The organism is Mesorhizobium sp. B2-3-5 (assembly GCF_006442395.1).
Taxonomy (GTDB): domain Bacteria; phylum Pseudomonadota; class Alphaproteobacteria; order Rhizobiales; family Rhizobiaceae; genus Mesorhizobium.
Genome location: NZ_VFVX01000028.1, coordinates 1 through 15,385, shown reverse-complemented (window position 1 = coordinate 15,385; position 15,385 = coordinate 1). Strand labels below are relative to the sequence as shown.

15 protein-coding genes are annotated in these 15,385 nt (G+C 63.3%); 14 read left to right on the top strand and 1 reads right to left on the bottom strand.

Features of this window, described 5'->3' with window-relative positions; all coding sequences use genetic code 11:
* The first annotated feature begins 1 nt into the window (after position 1).
* From FJ958_RS24405 to FJ958_RS24385, 5 genes are all read left to right on the top strand, one after another.
* On the top strand, positions 2-1,132 hold the full coding sequence (locus FJ958_RS24405; RefSeq protein ID WP_140746279.1) for a glycosyltransferase: 1,131 nt from the start codon (positions 2-4) through the stop codon (positions 1,130-1,132).
* Positions 1,129-2,223, top strand: a complete 1,095-nt coding sequence (locus FJ958_RS24400; RefSeq protein ID WP_140746275.1) for a glycosyltransferase — start codon at positions 1,129-1,131, stop codon at positions 2,221-2,223. Before FJ958_RS24405 ends, FJ958_RS24400 begins: the two co-directional genes overlap by 4 nt.
* Complete coding sequence (locus tag FJ958_RS24395) at positions 2,220-3,329, top strand: glycosyltransferase (RefSeq protein ID WP_140746272.1); 1,110 nt, start codon at positions 2,220-2,222, stop codon at positions 3,327-3,329. Before FJ958_RS24400 ends, FJ958_RS24395 begins: the two co-directional genes overlap by 4 nt.
* A 23-nt stretch (positions 3,330-3,352) precedes the next feature.
* Positions 3,353-4,399, top strand: a complete 1,047-nt coding sequence (locus FJ958_RS24390) for a UDP-glucuronic acid decarboxylase family protein (RefSeq protein ID WP_140746269.1) — start codon at positions 3,353-3,355, stop codon at positions 4,397-4,399.
* 208 nt (positions 4,400-4,607) lie between these two features.
* On the top strand, positions 4,608-4,793 hold the full coding sequence (locus tag FJ958_RS24385) for a hypothetical protein (RefSeq protein WP_140746266.1): 186 nt from the start codon (positions 4,608-4,610) through the stop codon (positions 4,791-4,793).
* A gap of 10 nt (positions 4,794-4,803) precedes the next feature.
* Here the strand turns inward: FJ958_RS24385 and FJ958_RS24380 are convergent, their stop codons facing one another.
* A complete protein-coding gene (locus FJ958_RS24380) occupies positions 4,804-6,552 on the bottom strand; it encodes a hypothetical protein (protein ID WP_140746263.1) in 1,749 nt (582 codons plus the stop codon).
* A 154-nt stretch (positions 6,553-6,706) separates the two neighbouring features.
* Between FJ958_RS24380 and FJ958_RS24375 the strand changes: the two genes are divergently transcribed.
* Genes FJ958_RS24375 through FJ958_RS24335 form a run of 9 tightly spaced genes read left to right on the top strand, consistent with a single transcriptional unit; the run spans position 6,707 to position 14,997 of the window.
* Complete coding sequence (locus FJ958_RS24375; protein WP_140746260.1) at positions 6,707-7,810, top strand: inositol-3-phosphate synthase; 1,104 nt, start codon at positions 6,707-6,709, stop codon at positions 7,808-7,810.
* Positions 7,807-8,403 (top strand): histidine phosphatase family protein, encoded by a 597-nt coding sequence (locus FJ958_RS24370; RefSeq protein WP_140746257.1) that lies wholly within the window; start codon positions 7,807-7,809, stop codon positions 8,401-8,403. The genes FJ958_RS24375 and FJ958_RS24370 overlap by 4 nt, the downstream gene beginning before the upstream one ends.
* A gap of 13 nt (positions 8,404-8,416) precedes the next feature.
* Positions 8,417-9,517, top strand: a complete 1,101-nt coding sequence (locus FJ958_RS24365; RefSeq protein WP_140746254.1) for a glycosyltransferase — start codon at positions 8,417-8,419, stop codon at positions 9,515-9,517.
* Positions 9,517-10,320, top strand: a complete 804-nt coding sequence (locus tag FJ958_RS24360) for a sugar phosphate nucleotidyltransferase (RefSeq protein WP_140746251.1) — start codon at positions 9,517-9,519, stop codon at positions 10,318-10,320. Before FJ958_RS24365 ends, FJ958_RS24360 begins: the two co-directional genes overlap by 1 nt.
* 1 nt (position 10,321) lies before the next feature.
* Positions 10,322-11,083 carry a TIGR04290 family methyltransferase gene (locus FJ958_RS24355; protein ID WP_140746248.1) on the top strand — a complete coding sequence of 254 codons (762 nt, stop codon included), beginning with the start codon at positions 10,322-10,324 and terminating at the stop codon, positions 11,081-11,083.
* Positions 11,076-12,008, top strand: coding sequence for a beta-xylosidase (locus tag FJ958_RS24350; RefSeq protein WP_140746245.1), 933 nt, complete (start codon positions 11,076-11,078; stop codon positions 12,006-12,008). The genes FJ958_RS24355 and FJ958_RS24350 overlap by 8 nt, the downstream gene beginning before the upstream one ends.
* A gap of 12 nt (positions 12,009-12,020) precedes the next feature.
* The gene (locus FJ958_RS24345; RefSeq protein WP_140746242.1) at positions 12,021-13,085 is read left to right on the top strand and encodes a glycosyltransferase; all 1,065 of its coding nucleotides are present in this window, start codon (positions 12,021-12,023) and stop codon (positions 13,083-13,085) included.
* Complete coding sequence (locus tag FJ958_RS24340; RefSeq protein WP_181176505.1) at positions 13,082-14,077, top strand: GNAT family N-acetyltransferase; 996 nt, start codon at positions 13,082-13,084, stop codon at positions 14,075-14,077. The genes FJ958_RS24345 and FJ958_RS24340 overlap by 4 nt, the downstream gene beginning before the upstream one ends.
* Positions 14,053-14,997 (top strand): class I SAM-dependent methyltransferase, encoded by a 945-nt coding sequence (locus FJ958_RS24335; RefSeq protein WP_140746236.1) that lies wholly within the window; start codon positions 14,053-14,055, stop codon positions 14,995-14,997. The genes FJ958_RS24340 and FJ958_RS24335 overlap by 25 nt, the downstream gene beginning before the upstream one ends.
* Positions 14,998-15,385 lie beyond the last annotated feature (388 nt).

Below are 15,385 nucleotides of genomic sequence, written 5' to 3'. Positions count from 1 at the left end.
CATGCACTTCTTGTTCTACACCCATTCCGCCGTCTCGGACTGGAACCACGGCAATGCGCATTTCCAGCGCGGCATCATGCGCGAACTCATCGCGCGCGGACATCATGTGATCGCACTAGAGCCGGCGGACGGCTGGAGCCGCTCCAACCTGCTGGCGGAGAAAGGGGCCTTGGCCGTGGAGCGCTTCAGGAAGGATTTCCCGGAGCTGATGCCGGTGACCTATGATGCGTCGTTCGATCATGAGGCCTGGATCGCCGACGCGGATGTCGTGATCGTCCATGAATGGACGGCGCCGGACCTCATCACGCGCGTTGGACGCGCGCGGGCCAAGGGAGGCGATTTCACACTCCTGTTCCACGATACGCACCACCGGGCCGTCTCCGCGACCGAGGCCATCTCGGCGCTCACCCTGGAGCATTATGACGGCGTGCTCGCCTTTGGCGAAGCCTTGCGGGACGGCTACCTTCGGGCCGGCTGGGGCAAGCGTGCCTTCACCTGGCACGAGGCGGCGGATGTGCGGTTGTTCAAACCATGTCGGCGCGTGAAGCCCATCGCGGATCTGGTTTGGGTCGGAAATTGGGGGGATGACGAGCGCAGCGCCGAAATCCGCGAATTCCTGATCGATCCGGCACGCGAGCTTCTCTTGTCGGGAACGGTGCACGGGGTGCGCTACCCGCCGGCCGCGCTCAACGCGCTCGCCGATGCGGGCCTGCACTACGAGGGCTGGGTCGCCAATGCCGATGTGCCGAAAATATTCGCGCAGCATCGCGTCACCGTGCACATTCCACGCCGGCCCTATCGGCAGGGTCTGCCGGGTATCCCCACGATCCGCATGTTCGAGGCGCTGGCCTGCGGCATTCCCCTTGTGTCGGCGCCCTGGTCCGACGTCGAAGGCCTGTTCCGTCCCGGACAGGATTTCCTTTTCGCGCAGGACGGCGACGAGATGCGCCGTCACCTCAGCGACGTGCTGCATGATGGAGAGTTTGCGCTGACGCTTGCCGCATCGGGGCTCGAAACCATCCTGGCGCGACATACATGCCGGCACCGAGCCGACGAATTGTTCGACATACTGGCCGCATGCGGCAACCGTCATGTAGCCACTCGAATGCCCGCAAAGGAGGCCGCCGCATGAAAATCGCCTTTTACGGATCAAGCCTGTTGTCGTCGTACTGGAATGGGGCGGCGACCTACTATCGCGGGCTGCTCAAGGCGTTGTCGCGCCGCGGCTACGACATCACCTTCTACGAACCCGACGTCTACGACCGGCAGAAGAACCGCGACATCGAGGCTCCCGACTGGTGCGCCGTCGTGGTGTACGAGCCGACGCCGCAAGCGCTGATGCAGGTTGCGGCTTGCGCGGCGCAGGCCGACATCGTCGTCAAGGCAAGTGGCGTTGGCTTCGAGGATGACGCATTGCTGAGCGCGGTGCTCGAGCATGCCCGCGCCGATGCAATCACCGTATTCTGGGATGTCGACGCCCCTGCAACGATCAGCCAGTTGCGGGCCGACGCCGACCATCCGCTGCACGATGCCTTGCGCAGGATCGACCTCGTGCTGACCTATGGCGGCGGTGACCCCGTGGTGTGGGAATATCGCGCCCTCGGCGCGGCCGAATGCGTGCCGATCTACAACGCGCTCGATCCCGAGACACACCATCCGGTCGCCAACGACCGGCGTTTTGCTTGCGATCTTGCCTTTCTCGGCAACCGCCTGCCCGACCGCGAGGCGCGCGTCGACGCCTTTTTCCTCGAGCCGGCCCGCGCGCTGGACGGCAAGCGATTCCTGCTCGGCGGATCCGGGTGGGGAGACAAACCTCTGCCTAGCAACGTCTCCTGGCTCGGCCATGTCGGGACCAGGGATCATAATGCCTTCAACGTCACGCCGAAAGCGGTGCTGAACATCAGCCGCGACAGCATGGCCGCCAACGGTTTTTCGCCGGCGACCCGGGTGTTCGAGGCCGCAGGGGCAGGTGCCTGCATCGTCACCGATGCCTGGCTCGGTGTCGAGATGTTCCTGACCCCCGGCGAGGAAATACTGGTCGCGAGAGACGGTACCGACGTCGCGGAGATCGTGCGGACACTGACACCCGCCCGGGCAAAGGCGATCGGCGAGGCGGCACTGCGGCGTGTTCTTGGCGAGCACACCTACACGCTGAGGGCGGCCTTGGTCGATGCCGTCTTCAAGGAGCACGTCGGACGTCCTACCGTGGAGGCGGCGGAATGACGAAGCAACTCGACATCGTCTTCCTCGGCCTTTCGCTGTCCTCGTCCTGGGGCAACGGTCACGCAACGACTTTCCGCGGGCTGCTGAGAGGCCTTCATGAACTGGGCCACCGCATCACGTTCCTCGAACGCGACGTGCCCTGGTACGCGCGCCATCGTGATCTGCGGGAGCCCGATTTCTGCACCTTGCTCTACTACGAAACACTCGAAGAACTGCGTCGTGCCCACGAGCGGCGGCTGCGGAAAGCCGATATCGTGGTGGTCGGCTCCTTCGTGCCCGAGGGCAAGGCGGTGATCGACACTGTGGCGTCGCTCTGCAGCGGGCAATTGTGTTTCTACGACATCGATACGCCCGTGACGCTGGCGCAGATCGCCGAAGACGAATGCGACTATCTGGCAAGGCGGCAGATCTCGTATTTCGACGTCTATTTCTCCTTTACCGGCGGGCCGACGCTCGACCGGTTGCAGTCCGAATTCGGCGCGCAGAGAGCCGAGCCGCTCTACTGTTCCGTCGATCCGGAGCGGCACCACCGGACGGACAATGCCATCCAATGGGATCTCGGCTATCTCGGCACCTACAGTTCGGACCGGCAGCCGGCTCTTGAAGCGCTGCTGCTGGAGCCAGCGCGCCGGCTGCCGCGGCGGCGCTTCGTGGTCGCCGGCTCGCAATATCCGTCTGATATCGCCTGGCCCGGCAATGTCGAGCGAATCGAACATTTGCCTCCGGCCGAACATGCCGCTTTCTATAGCCGCCAACGCTACACGCTGAACGTCACCCGGGCATCCATGATCGCGGCCGGATGGTCGCCGAGCGTGCGGCTGTTCGAGGCCGCCGCCTGCGGCACCCCGATCATCAGCGACCGGTGGGCGGGCCTCGACAGTTTTTTTCCCGAACCGACGATTCGAACCGCCGACAAAGCCGACGACGTGATCGCAATTCTGAACGGGCAGACCGATCATGCAAGGCTCGACATGGCTGGCCGGGCCCGCAAGCTTGTCCTGACGAAACACACCGGCACCGCGCGAGCCCGTGAATTCATATCTCGGCTGGCACCACCGGCCCGGATGCGTTCAGGCCTCGGCCTGGACGTTGGCAGTGCGGCATGACTGGCAGACAGGAGAAGATACAGATGCGGCAATCAAGAAAGGCGCAACGGAAGCAGACGGTGCTTATCGCCGGAGGCGCGGGTTTCCTCGGTTCGCATCTTTGCGAAACATTGCTCCAGGACGGCCACCGGGTGATCTGTGTCGACAACTTTCTCACCGGGCGAATGGACAATATCAGGCCGCTTGTCGGCCGACCGCGCTTCCGGCTGATCGAACAGGACATCTGCACCCCACTGGAACTCGGCGAACCAGTCGACCGCATCTTCAACATGGCTTGCGCGGCATCTCCGCCGCGCTATCAGGCAGACCCGGTTCACACGACGCGCACATGCGTCATCGGCACACTCAATCTGCTTGACCTCGCGGCGGACAACGGCGCCCGGTTCCTGCAGGCTTCAACCAGCGAAGTCTATGGCGATCCGGAACAGCATCCGCAGAGAGAGGACTATGTCGGCCACGTCAACTGCACCGGGCCGCGAGCCTGCTACGATGAAGGCAAGCGGACGGCCGAGACCCTTTGTTTCGATTACCTGCGCGCCGACAAAGCCGATATTCGCGTCGCGCGCATCTTCAACACCTACGGGCCGAGGATGGATCCGGCCGACGGCCGCATCGTCTCCAACCTGGTCATGCAGGCCCTCGAGAAACGGCCGCTGACGATATTCGGCGACGGACATCAAACCAGGTCGTTCTGCTATGTCACCGACCTTATCGACGGGCTGCTGCGCCTCATGGACATCGATCCAAATCCACGCCAGCCGGTCAATCTGGGCAACCCTGGGGAATTCACCATCCTGCAATTGGCAAGCCTGGTACGCGAGATCACAGGCACGCGGTCGGCCGTGACGTTCCTGCCCTTGCCGCAAGACGATCCGCGCCGGCGCCGGCCCGATATAACGCGTGCGAAGACGCTGCTCGGCTGGATGCCCCATGTGCCCCTCAGGCAGGGCCTCATGCAGACGATCGGTTACTTCGCCGACCTCGACACGGATCGGATCGATGCCTCCCTGACCCCGATTGGCGCCACTGGCGGCTCAAGGACAGGCAAGGCGCAAAACCTGCCGGTTTGAAGACTGGCGGACACCCAATGGCATGGTTGGCGATGTTCAATTCTGCCGCGGCCGGGAACATCCAGGAGCTCTCGTGGTTGGGTTGGAGCGATTCCAGGAAAAGCGCGTAGCGGTTTCCCGTCCGGAATTGCGTCGAACAAAGAGCTGGACGGGTCAACGATTCTATCAGTCGTTGACCCCTCATGGCATCGCGGACGGAGAAGGACCAGTGCAACCGAAACGATCCGCCAGAGACATCGATCAGATCGCCGCCAGGGAAACGGCCGCCTATTTGCGGCGGGCCTCCATCACCTATCTCGAATGTTGCATCAGCTTGATGATGACGCATCTGCAGCGCGAGGAGGTTGCCTCGATTCTGGAACGAGAAGCCGACATGCTGCGCAATCTGGACTAAGCTCGCGGCTTCAGGCCCTTGCCAGTTCGACGAAGCGAAGCAGGCCCACTTGGTAACGCCGGATGGTATCGGCCAGTCGGGTGCGGTCCAGTTCGTCACAGGATTGGGTCGCCATGGTCCACAAGCCGAGCTGAAAAGCCAGGTAGCAGGGCTCCATGTAGGCAACCAGGTCAAGGTCGATGCGAGACCGTGTTCCGGTTTCCATGCAACTGACGAGCTTCGAAAACTCCGAGCTGGTCAGGTCATGTTCGACGCAGGCTCCGGCGACGTCCCATTCTATCGCCTGGCAGCCTACGAGGTCATGCGAGCGGCAATGATCGACAGCATCGGTCTTGATGAGCATGCCATCGGGGCGCGTCAGGAATTCCCAGCGATGCAGCCGCCCGTCGATCTCGACCTTGCGTTGGGTTTGTGGCGGCTGCCGGCTGGCGAACCAATCGTGCAATCGCGTCCCATGACTCTCTCCCAGCGCCCGAGCGCAATTGTAGACAGCCATGCCTGCGAGCTCTGCCAATGAAGCGCCGGCTTGCGTCGTTCGCAGATTGGCGTCGCGCCAGGCCAGGTATCGCCCCAGATGCTCGATGAGCCTGTCCCTGGATATATGAGCCTGATCCGCATTTCCCGCGTCGATCCAGCGTTCGACCAGGAAACCATGGCGGAGCCCCACGACCGGCGGACCAAAGCCGGCGTCCTGAAGCGACTTTGCGGAACGCAGCTTGCCTTGGCCGGTTTCACCGATCCCGGCGAACTTGATCCGCCATCGCTCCGCGCCTGCCGAAGCCATGAACTTGCGCCGTTCGAAACCGCCGAAGACCGGTGGCCAGCACTCGGGCTGGGTTCGAAGACACTCGCGCCAGGTTCCGCCGGAGATTTCGCGCAGCTGGATGTCTGGCCGGCCCAGAAGCTCGGCGACCCAGTTTTGCAGCCGCGGCGCGGTCGCGCCATCGAAAGCGTGCTCGAAATCCGCGACGTGGCTGCGGCAGCGAAGCCAGATATCGCGTGTGTCGGCCGACGCCTGGGCGCCCGGCTCGCCATGGTGACTGGGAAACAAATGGATGCGCTCGATGTCGATGCCAAGGTGAAGCAGCCACGCTATCACGGCGTGGAAGGAACTGCCGGAAAGGCCGGGGCCCTCGTCGACGATCGCAAATCGGGCGGCCGGATCGTGGCGCCAGCTCCCAATCAATTCGGGATCGGCAGCGATGCCGCGGCGGAAAGGATGCCCGACGGGCCGGACACTGACCGGCGGTGGGGCACCGATGGCGGCCGCGACCATCGCTGCGAGCCCGAGACCGATGCTGCGAATGCCGATGACGCAGGTGTTCGCGGCAAGCCCGGATCGACGGGCGGCGACAAGATAGGTTTCGGGGTAGAGCGCGTAAAAGGCATAGCCTTCGGCGGCCCCGGTGACAACTTCGCCCTGGCAATCCAGCTCCCGAAGCATGGCGAGGATATCATCGCTCAGCGCTCCGCTGGCGACGAAGCCGCGTTGCCAGGACCGCGCAACTTCCTGCGCCAGCCCGAAAAGTATTTTTGCGCCTTGCCGTTGACGCAGTGAATTGCTGTCGAGCCCAGAGGCCCGGAACTCGATGTCGGCAAGGCCCTGGGCCAGCTCCGAAACGCTGATGAACAGGCCCACCACGGCAGCATGGCGCTCAATTCCGGCCGGCATCGAGCCGATGCGTTCGGCCGCCTCGCAGGCACTCTCTCCGAGCCGCGACGCATTGTACGCCTGCTTGTGGTCGCCGAAGACGATCATCTCGTTCCTGCCGGACTATCCAGCCGCCAACGCCAACCAGCCCCGTTTGATCCGTGCCTGGCGCTGCAATTTTTCATGTTTCGAAGGAACATTCGTGGCCGCTCCCGGTTCGGCGCCGAGGAACTTACCTCCAACCAACAGAGGCGTCGGTTTCGTGGCATCGAAGAAAGTTCGTATCGGCATCGTCGGTGTCGGCAATTGCGCATCCTCCCTGGTGCAAGGGCTGACCTATTATCGCGACGCAAAAAGCAACGAGCCGATACCCGGCCTGATGCATGCCAACCTCGGCGGCTATCATGTCGATGACGTCGAGGTCGTCTGCGCGTTCGACGTCGCAACGACCAAGGTGGGGCGCGATGTCGCCGAAGCGATCTACAGCGCGCCCAACAACACCTTCCGCTTCGCCGATGTGGCGCCGACCGGCGTTCGTGTCGAGCGTGGTCCCACGCTCGACGGCATCGGCAAATATCTGCGGGACGAAATCCAGGAGTCGAAGGAGCCGGTCGCCGACGTCTGTGGGGTACTTCGCGACAGCGGCTGCGACGTGCTGGTATCCTATCTGCCGGTCGGTTCCGAAGAGGCGACGCGTTTTTACGCCGAATGCGCGTTGGATGCCGGCTGTGCATTCGTCAACTGCATCCCCGTCTTCATTGCTTCGCGTCCGGAATGGCGGCGCCGGTTCGAGCAGCGCGGCCTTCCCCTGGTCGGGGACGACATCAAGAGCCAGGTCGGCGCGACCATCGTGCACCGCTTGCTGGCCAATCTTTTCCGTGAGCGCGGGGTGCGCATAGACCGCACCTACCAGCTCAATTTCGGCGGCAACACAGACTTCCTCAACATGCTGGAACGCGAGCGGCTGGAATCGAAGAAGATCTCCAAGACCCAGTCCGTCACCAGCCAGATCGACGTTCCGCTCGAAGCGGGCAACATCCATGTCGGCCCAAGCGACCACGTGCCTTGGCTGACAGACCGCAAATGGGCCTATATCCGCGTCGAGGGCACGACCTTCGGCGGCGTGCCGCTGAACGCTGAACTCAAGCTCGAAGTGTGGGACTCGCCCAACTCCGCCGGCGTGGTGATCGATGCCGTGCGTTGCGCCAAACTCGCGCTCGACCGCGGCATTGCAGGCGCCCTGACCGGGCCTTGCGCCTATTTCATGAAATCTCCACCGGAGCAGTTCACCGACGCCGAGGCACGCCTGCGCACCCTCGCCTTCATCTCCGGCAAGGACGAGCCGATGCTCGACGCCGCCGAATGACAACGACGTTTTTTCTGATCCGGCATGCGGCGCACGACAATGTCGGCGGCTATCTGGCGGGCCGAATGGAAGGCATCTGCCTCGGCGAGGCCGGCAAGGCACAGGCTCAGCATCTCGCCGGCCGCATGGCGCGCGAACCCCTTGCCATCATCTGCAGCAGTCCGCGCGAGCGCACGCTTGAAACCGCAAAACCGATTGCACTTGCCTGCGGCGTCAACGACATCGCGATCTGCCAGGAGTTGGACGAAATCGACTTCGGCGTCTGGTCGGGCAAGACCTTCGATGAGCTGAATACAGACGCCAACTGGCGTCTCTGGAATGATCAACGCCAACAGGCGCGCACGCCGAGCGGTGAGACGATGCTGGACGTCCAGCAGCGCATCGTCGGCCTTATGGACGCTCTGCGCCAAAACACCCAGGGCCAGTGCGTTGCGCTTGTCAGCCACGCCGACGTCATCAAGGCGGCGGTATGCAAGGTGCTCGGCCTCCAGCTCGGCGACTGCTTCCGCTTCGACGTCGAGCCGGCGTCGATCACCACGGTCGTGCATGGCGACTGGGGCTCGAAACTCATTCGCCTCAATGAAAGCGCCTGACAGGAGTGATGAAATGCGGATGGTCATTTTCGGCCTCACCGTTACCTCTTCGTGGGGAAACGGCCATGCCACGCTCTGGCGCGGGCTTATACGGGCGCTGGCGCGGTTGGGCTGGTCCGTCAGCTTCTTCGAACATGATACGCCCTACTATGCCGGAACCCGGGATCTCGATCATCTCGATGGCGGTCACCTCGTTCTATATCCCGACTGGGACAATATCCGCCGTGTCGCCGAGGCCACGATCCAGCAAGCCGATGTGGTCATCGTCACCTCCTATTGCCCCGACGCCGTCGAAGCCTCGCGGCTTGCGCAGCAAGCCTGCCGTGGACTGAAGGTGTTTTATGATCTCGACACGCCCGTCACGCTGACAAGGATCGAGCAAGGCGAATGGCCGCCCTATTTCGGTCCGGAAGGCCTGCGCGATTTCGATCTGGTGCTGAGCTATACGGGCGGGCCGGCGCTCGATGCGCTGAAGACGGTGCTCGGCGCCGGTTTCGTCGCTCCGCTTTACGGCCATGTCGATCCAAAACGCCACCGGCCGGCTCAGCCAAGAGCCGATTTTGCCGGCGACCTGTCTTATCTCGGCACTTATGCCGCGGACCGTCAGGCCGGCGTCGAGAAGCTGCTGGTACAGCCCGCGGCCCGGCTCCCCGATCGCCGCTTCATCATCGGCGGCGCGCAGTATCCGCAGGAATTCCCGTGGAGCGACAACATCTTCTTTGTCAGGCACCTGCCGCCAGCCGATCATCCGGCCTTCTTCTGCTCATCGCGGCTGACGCTGAATGTCACCCGCGAGGCGATGGCGAAAAAGGGCTGGTGCCCCTCGGGCCGGCTGTTCGAGGCGGCAGCCTGTGGCGCCGCGATCATCAGCGACAGATGGCCGGGCCTGGACAGTTTCTTTGAACCCGGCAGAGAGATCCTGCTCGCTGACAGCACTGACGACGTGGTCGCCGCCTTGAGCCTGTCGGACCGGGAGCTTGACACCCTGCGCATGCGCGCCCGCGAACGTGTGCTTGACGAACACACATCCGCGCGGCGCGCCGCGGATCTGGACCAGATGCTGAACGACGCATTGCATGCGCCGGCGCGCGAACAGATGAAGGAAGCCGTCTGATGCTGGGCATAGTGCCCGCCGCCGGACGCGGCAGCCGTATTCAACCGCTCGGCTTCTCGAAAGAGTTGCTGCCGGTCGGCAGCAGGTTGGACGGACAGACCGAACGTCCTTGCGCGGTGAGCGAATATCTCGTGCGGCGCATGGTGCTCAATGGCGTCGACAGGATCTGCTTCGTCATCGGGTCGGGCAAATCGGACATCCTCGAATATTACGCGGCGGGCTACGACACCGCGACCGCCATCTTCGTGGCCCAGCCCTCCCCGGTCGGTCTTTGCGACGCGATCTTCCGCGCGGAGCCGCTGGTCTCGCCACAGGAGACGGTTCTCGTCGGTCTCCCTGACACCATCTGGTTTCCCGAGGATGGTTTCTGCCGGCTTGCCGATGATCGGCTGTCCTTCCTGCTGTTCCCCGTGGATCGTCCCGAACTCTTCGACGCCGTGGTTGTCGACGAGGGCGACCGGGTCAGGGAAATTCAGGTCAAGCAGCGCGACGCCGCGACCAATTGGATCTGGGGCGCGTTCAAGATGCCGGGCCGTATCTTCCACCAGCTTGCCGCGCTGTGGCGCGAGCGGGACCGTTACGACGAATATCTTGGCACGCTGATCAATGCCTACCTGGCTTCTGGAGGCGAGGCTTATGGCGTGAAGGCAGGCACCGCCTATGTCGATGTCGGGACCTTCAACGGCTACCGCACGGCGCTGCGCCTGCTCGAAAATAACGATGTCCCCGAAGATGTAGGCTCGCACCTGTTAACGGCCCAGGGCCGCTCGCACGTACCGTCCTTTCCAGGCGAAGGAGGTTAGAATGCTGCATTCCAATGCCGATATACGTCGTCGCATCGATGCGCTCGGGCCGTGGTTCCACAATATGGAGTTGGCCGGCGTCGAGACCGCGCCCGACCATTTCCTCGGCAATTACCCGCTGATCAAATGGCGCAAGTTCGCGGATGCGATCCCCGCCGATCTGACGGGCAAATCCGTGCTCGATATCGGCTGCAACGCCGGCTTCTATTCGATCGAAATGAAAAGGCGTGGCGCCGACCGTGTGCTCGGCATCGACTTCGACGAGGTCTATCTGGCACAGGCCCGCTTTGCCGCCGAGGTCGCGGATTGCGAAATCGAATTCCGGCAGTTGTCGGTCTATGACGTCGGCGCTCTGGGCGAAAGCTTCGACATCGTGCTGTTCATGGGGGTGCTCTACCATCTGCGCCATCCGCTGCTGGCGCTCGATCTGATCCGCGAGCACGTCGTGGCCGATCTATTGATCTTCCAGTCGATGCAGCGCGGCAGCACCGATTTGCCCGAGCTCGAACAGAACTACCACTTCTGGAGCCATGAGCTGTTCGACCAGCCGGAATTCCCGAAACTTCACTTCATCGAACACCGCTATGCCGACGATCCGACAAATTGGTGGATACCGAACCGCGCCTGCGCCGAGGCGATGCTGCGTAGCGCCGGTTTTGAGATCGTGCTGCATCCAGAAACGGAGGTTTATTTGTGCCGCGTGGCCGGCGAGCCGGCCGGCGGCGGTGCCGTCTATCCGGTGAAAGGAAGACAAGATGATTGAAGCCGCCATGATCTGGAACGAGCCCAACAACAAGTCCCATTGGGACCCCGAGCTTGATCCCGACTGGAGCCGCTTCGCCACCATGGCGATCCTGGCCGCCGATGCGATAAAGCGGGAAAATCCGGCAGTGACCAAGGTCCTCGGCGGCATCTCGCCAATCGATGCGGGATTCATGACCCGGATGAAGGAATTCGGCGTGCTCGATCACCTCGACGCCGTCGCCGTGCACGGTTTCCCTCTGGACTGGAACCTTTGGCAAATCCAGGAGTGGCCGCAAAAGCTCGGCGAGATTTCCGCCGTCACCGACCTCCCGGTCTGGGTCAGCGAGGTCGGCGTCTCGACCTTTGGCGCGGAGGAGGTCCAGGTATGGGGTTTGCGCCGTACGGCGGAACTGCTGATCGGCAATGCGCCGCGCATCCAATGGTACAGTCTCTACGACCTCCCACGCGCCTGGGAAGCCACCACGCGCCACCGCGAAGCGGAAGGATCTTCCTATTACCGCCACTTCTACATGGGCCTGCTGCGCGAGGACGGCACGCCGAAGCCGGCACTCGAGGAATTCCTTCGCTACGCTCCGCAGATTGGATTGGTCCAGTGGTTCCACTACCAAGACCATCGGCTGGACGATGCCGTTACCTGGATGAAACGGCTCGGCGTCACCCATATGCGCACAGGCCTGTCCTGGGCCGACAGTTTCAGGCCGAACGCGCTCGACTGGTTCGACCGCCAGATGCAGGCACTTGAGGATTTCAATGTTACGGTCACGTTCTGCTTCACGCCCGAACATCGCGGCCTGCAACCCCACCACACCAGCCCGCCTTTGGTGCCGGAGGAATTCGCTGAATTCTGCGCCGACATGATCCGGCGCTATGCGCCCGGGATCCGCGCCGGCGCGGTTCCGGTGCGTCGGGCCTCGGCCGCATGAAGGCTTCGTGCTGTGACCCTCACGGTCCTCAATGTAGCCTATCCCCTGGCCCCGGTCGGGCCTGACGCCGTCGGCGGCGCGGAACAAGTGCTGTCCATGCTGGACCGGGCGCTGGTGCGGATGGGCAATCGTTCCCTTGTCGTCGCATGCCAGGGTTCCAATACGGCCGGTACCCTGATCGAGACGCCTGCCGAAACGGGCGTACTCGACGAAGCAGCCAAGAGGCGGGCTCAGGACGCGCATCGTGCGGCAATCGCTGAAGCCCGCGCACGCTGGCCGGTCGATGTGGTTCATCTGCACGGCATCGACTTCGATGCCTACCTGCCGGACACTGGCCCGACGCTGGTAACGCTGCACCTGCCGCTCGAATGGTACCCGCCGGCGGTGCTAAGACCGGTGCGTGAGGACCTGTGGCTCCACGCTGTATCGGCGGCGCAACAGGAAACAGCTCCGGCCGGCTCCATCCTGGTGCCGCCGATCCCGAACGGCGTCGACGTCGATGCTTTGAGCGAAACCCGATCGCGGCGCAATTTCGCGCTGGTGCTCAGTCGAATATGCCCCGAGAAAGGCATTCATCTGGCACTCGATGCGGCCAAGCAGGCGGGCGTGCCGCTGGCCGTCGGCGGCAGGCTCTATCCCTACCAGACGCATATCCAGTATTTCCACGATGAAATCGTGCCACGTCTCGACAGGCACCGGCGCTTCCTCGGACCGCTCGGCTTTTTCGCCAAACGGCGTTTTCTCAATGCCGCCCGCTGCCTGGTCATCCCCAGCCTCGCCGCCGAAACAAGCTCGCTTGTCGCGATGGAGGCGCTCGCTTGCGGCACGCCGGTCGTTGCCTTTCCGAATGGCGCGCTGCCCGACGTCATCCAGCACCGCAGGACCGGCTTTCTGGTCGACGACGTCGACGAGATGGCGCAAGCCATCATGGCCTCGGCCGGTCTCGACAACGAAACATGCCGGGCCGAGGCGCGCCGCCGCTTTTCCCTCGAGCGTATGATCTCGTCGTACATGGATGCATATCAAGGTCTGGCGCGGCTTGGTGCTCGCCAGCCAGCGCTGGAGACCGAGCCGTGAGTGGTCTCTGCGCCGAGATCATCCACGACGAAGGAGCATTGGAGGCGCTTGGACCGCGCTGGCGGCGACTCTGGCTGCAAAGCCCCGCCGCGACCCCCTTCCAGTCTCCCGCCTGGCTTCTGCCATGGTGGCGGACATTCGCGCCGGGTGAATTGACGGCGATCGCCATATGGAATGGACACGATCTCGTCGGCCTGGCGCCGCTCTATCTGGAAGCGCACGTTTCCGGTCCGCGCTTGTTGCCGATCGGGATTTCACTCAGCGACTATCTCGACATATTGTGCGCACCGGAACGACAGTCAGCGGTCAACGCGGCAATCGCCGAGGCTGTCCTCTCGCTCGAATGGTCGCAATGGATCCTGCCCGATCTCGCGACCGAGGCAGCCGCGCTGGCCCTGACACTGCCGGCCGTGCGGGAGAATTGCGATTCGTGCCATGCCGCATGCCCGGTGCTCTCGCTTGCTGGCGATCCGTCGCTCACGGATTGTGTCCCCGCCCGGCGCAGGCGCCAGTTGCGCCGTGCCCACCAAGCCGCACGCCGCAGAGACCGTGTCGACATCCGGCGCGCCGAGGCTGATCCCGAAACATTCCTCGGCCAGCTGATCCGGTTGCATGTCGCGCGTTGGTATGGGCAAGGCGGCGGCGTGCTGGCCGACGCCGCCACACGGGAATTTCACCGCAATGCCCTCCCCCGCCTCGCGGCGGAGGGCTTGGCCCGATGCTGGCTGATCGAGATCGGCGATTCGGTTGTCGGCGCCTATTACGGGTTCCATCACAGCCGCCGCGCCTATGCCTACCTCGGCGGCTTCGATCCAGCCTATGCCGGCGAGAGCCCGGGAGCGATCCTGATCGGTCACGCCATTGGCGAGGCCTTCCGTGAAGGCGCGCGGGAATTCGACTTCCTGCGGGGCCAGGAAAGCTACAAATACGGGTGGGGCGCGCTCGACCGCTGGACCAGGCAAAGGGTATGGACGCGGAGCACGCCGGCGTGACGGCGCCGCGTCCCGGATCGGTCCATGAGGCGGCAGCGGCAATGCGCACGCTTGAGATCTGCATGATGGACGGGGTTTCCCCCGAAGTCGCCCTCGCCAGGCTGGCGGTTCATGTGGACACAGGAATTGACGCGGCGGATCTGGCGGACATCGCCTTGACCATGCGGTCAAACGACAGTGCCGAACGATATTGGCTTAAGTCCGTTGCCGCGCTGCTTTTGCGTAAGCTGGATGATTTCGAAGACCTTCGCGCAACGGCCGCGGCGGTTTGCCATGACATCGACGAGGGTGAAATGGCGGTCGCGACCGTGCAGCGGCTGGCGAGCGGCTTTGACGGCGCGGCCGCCATTTCGCCTGCCGCGAGTGTACAATTGTCCTCGCTCGGCGACGAGGAAATCCTGGCGGCAACGACGGCTGAGATTGTCGGCTGGCTGGAAGGTCACGGCTTTACCGGATCCGGAAAGGACATACTGGACATCGGGTGCGGCATTGGCCGGTTCGAAACGGCCCTTCACGCCAAGGTCGGCCGTTTGGTCGGCATCGACATCTCCTCGACCATGCTGGCGATCGCAGGCCGGCAATGCGTTTCGTTTGCCAACGTGGAACTGCGGCAGACATCGGGGTTGGACCTCACCGACTTCGCCGACAAGAGTTTCGACGGCATACTGGCTGTCGACAGTTTTCCCTATCTGGTGCTAGCCGGGCTTGCCGAGCGGCACTTGAGCGAGATGGCGCGGGTGCTCAGGCCAGGCGGCATGGCAGCGGTTTTGAACTACTCCTACCGTGGGGCGGTCGCCCTCGACCGTCACGATATCCATCGGTTCGCAAACGCGTCCGGCATGCGGATCATCGTCGACGCAGAGATGCCATTCAGCCGTTGGGACGGGACCGCATTTCTTCTTCGAGCCGGAGGAACATAGTGCCTCAACCCGTGTTCGAGAGGAATCGCAGCGATGACCAGCCCAACCATGGATTTGGAATCGGCATGCCCTGCAACGCCGGCTCGATGGCAACCGATCGAGGGACCGTCGGTGGACGACCACGCTGAGCTGAACCGTCGCCCCATCGTGACGGCTCGAAGGGAAAATTTCGGATTGCCGAACAATGTTGTGCAGAGCCGGGGGCCGGCCGGATTGCGGGCCGGGATCGCCTTGCAAACACCGGCCGCCTGTGCACAGTGTTTTGCAGGAATATCATTTGTTAAGAGAATGCGATGTCTCCCATGAGCCAGCGCAACCTTGGCCCCCAGGCAAGTCTGGGCATGGATCAGGAGATTGCGTCACTGCTGACAGCCATCGAACAGGAGAA

Coding starts and splice junctions, on each gene's coding strand:
- FJ958_RS24355 (WP_140746248.1), top strand. CDS start 10,322: ATGCTGCATTCCAATGCCGATATACGTCGTCGCATCGATGCGCTCGGG.
- FJ958_RS24365 (WP_140746254.1), top strand. CDS start 8,417: ATGCGGATGGTCATTTTCGGCCTCACCGTTACCTCTTCGTGGGGAAAC.
- FJ958_RS24405 (WP_140746279.1), top strand. CDS start 2: ATGCACTTCTTGTTCTACACCCATTCCGCCGTCTCGGACTGGAACCAC.
- FJ958_RS24380 (WP_140746263.1), bottom strand. CDS start 6,552: ATGATCGTCTTCGGCGACCACAAGCAGGCGTACAATGCGTCGCGGCTC.
- FJ958_RS24360 (WP_140746251.1), top strand. CDS start 9,517: ATGCTGGGCATAGTGCCCGCCGCCGGACGCGGCAGCCGTATTCAACCG.
- FJ958_RS24390 (WP_140746269.1), top strand. CDS start 3,353: ATGCGGCAATCAAGAAAGGCGCAACGGAAGCAGACGGTGCTTATCGCC.
- FJ958_RS24335 (WP_140746236.1), top strand. CDS start 14,053: ATGGACGCGGAGCACGCCGGCGTGACGGCGCCGCGTCCCGGATCGGTC.
- FJ958_RS24350 (WP_140746245.1), top strand. CDS start 11,076: ATGATTGAAGCCGCCATGATCTGGAACGAGCCCAACAACAAGTCCCAT.
- FJ958_RS24395 (WP_140746272.1), top strand. CDS start 2,220: ATGACGAAGCAACTCGACATCGTCTTCCTCGGCCTTTCGCTGTCCTCG.
- FJ958_RS24400 (WP_140746275.1), top strand. CDS start 1,129: ATGAAAATCGCCTTTTACGGATCAAGCCTGTTGTCGTCGTACTGGAAT.
- FJ958_RS24370 (WP_140746257.1), top strand. CDS start 7,807: ATGACAACGACGTTTTTTCTGATCCGGCATGCGGCGCACGACAATGTC.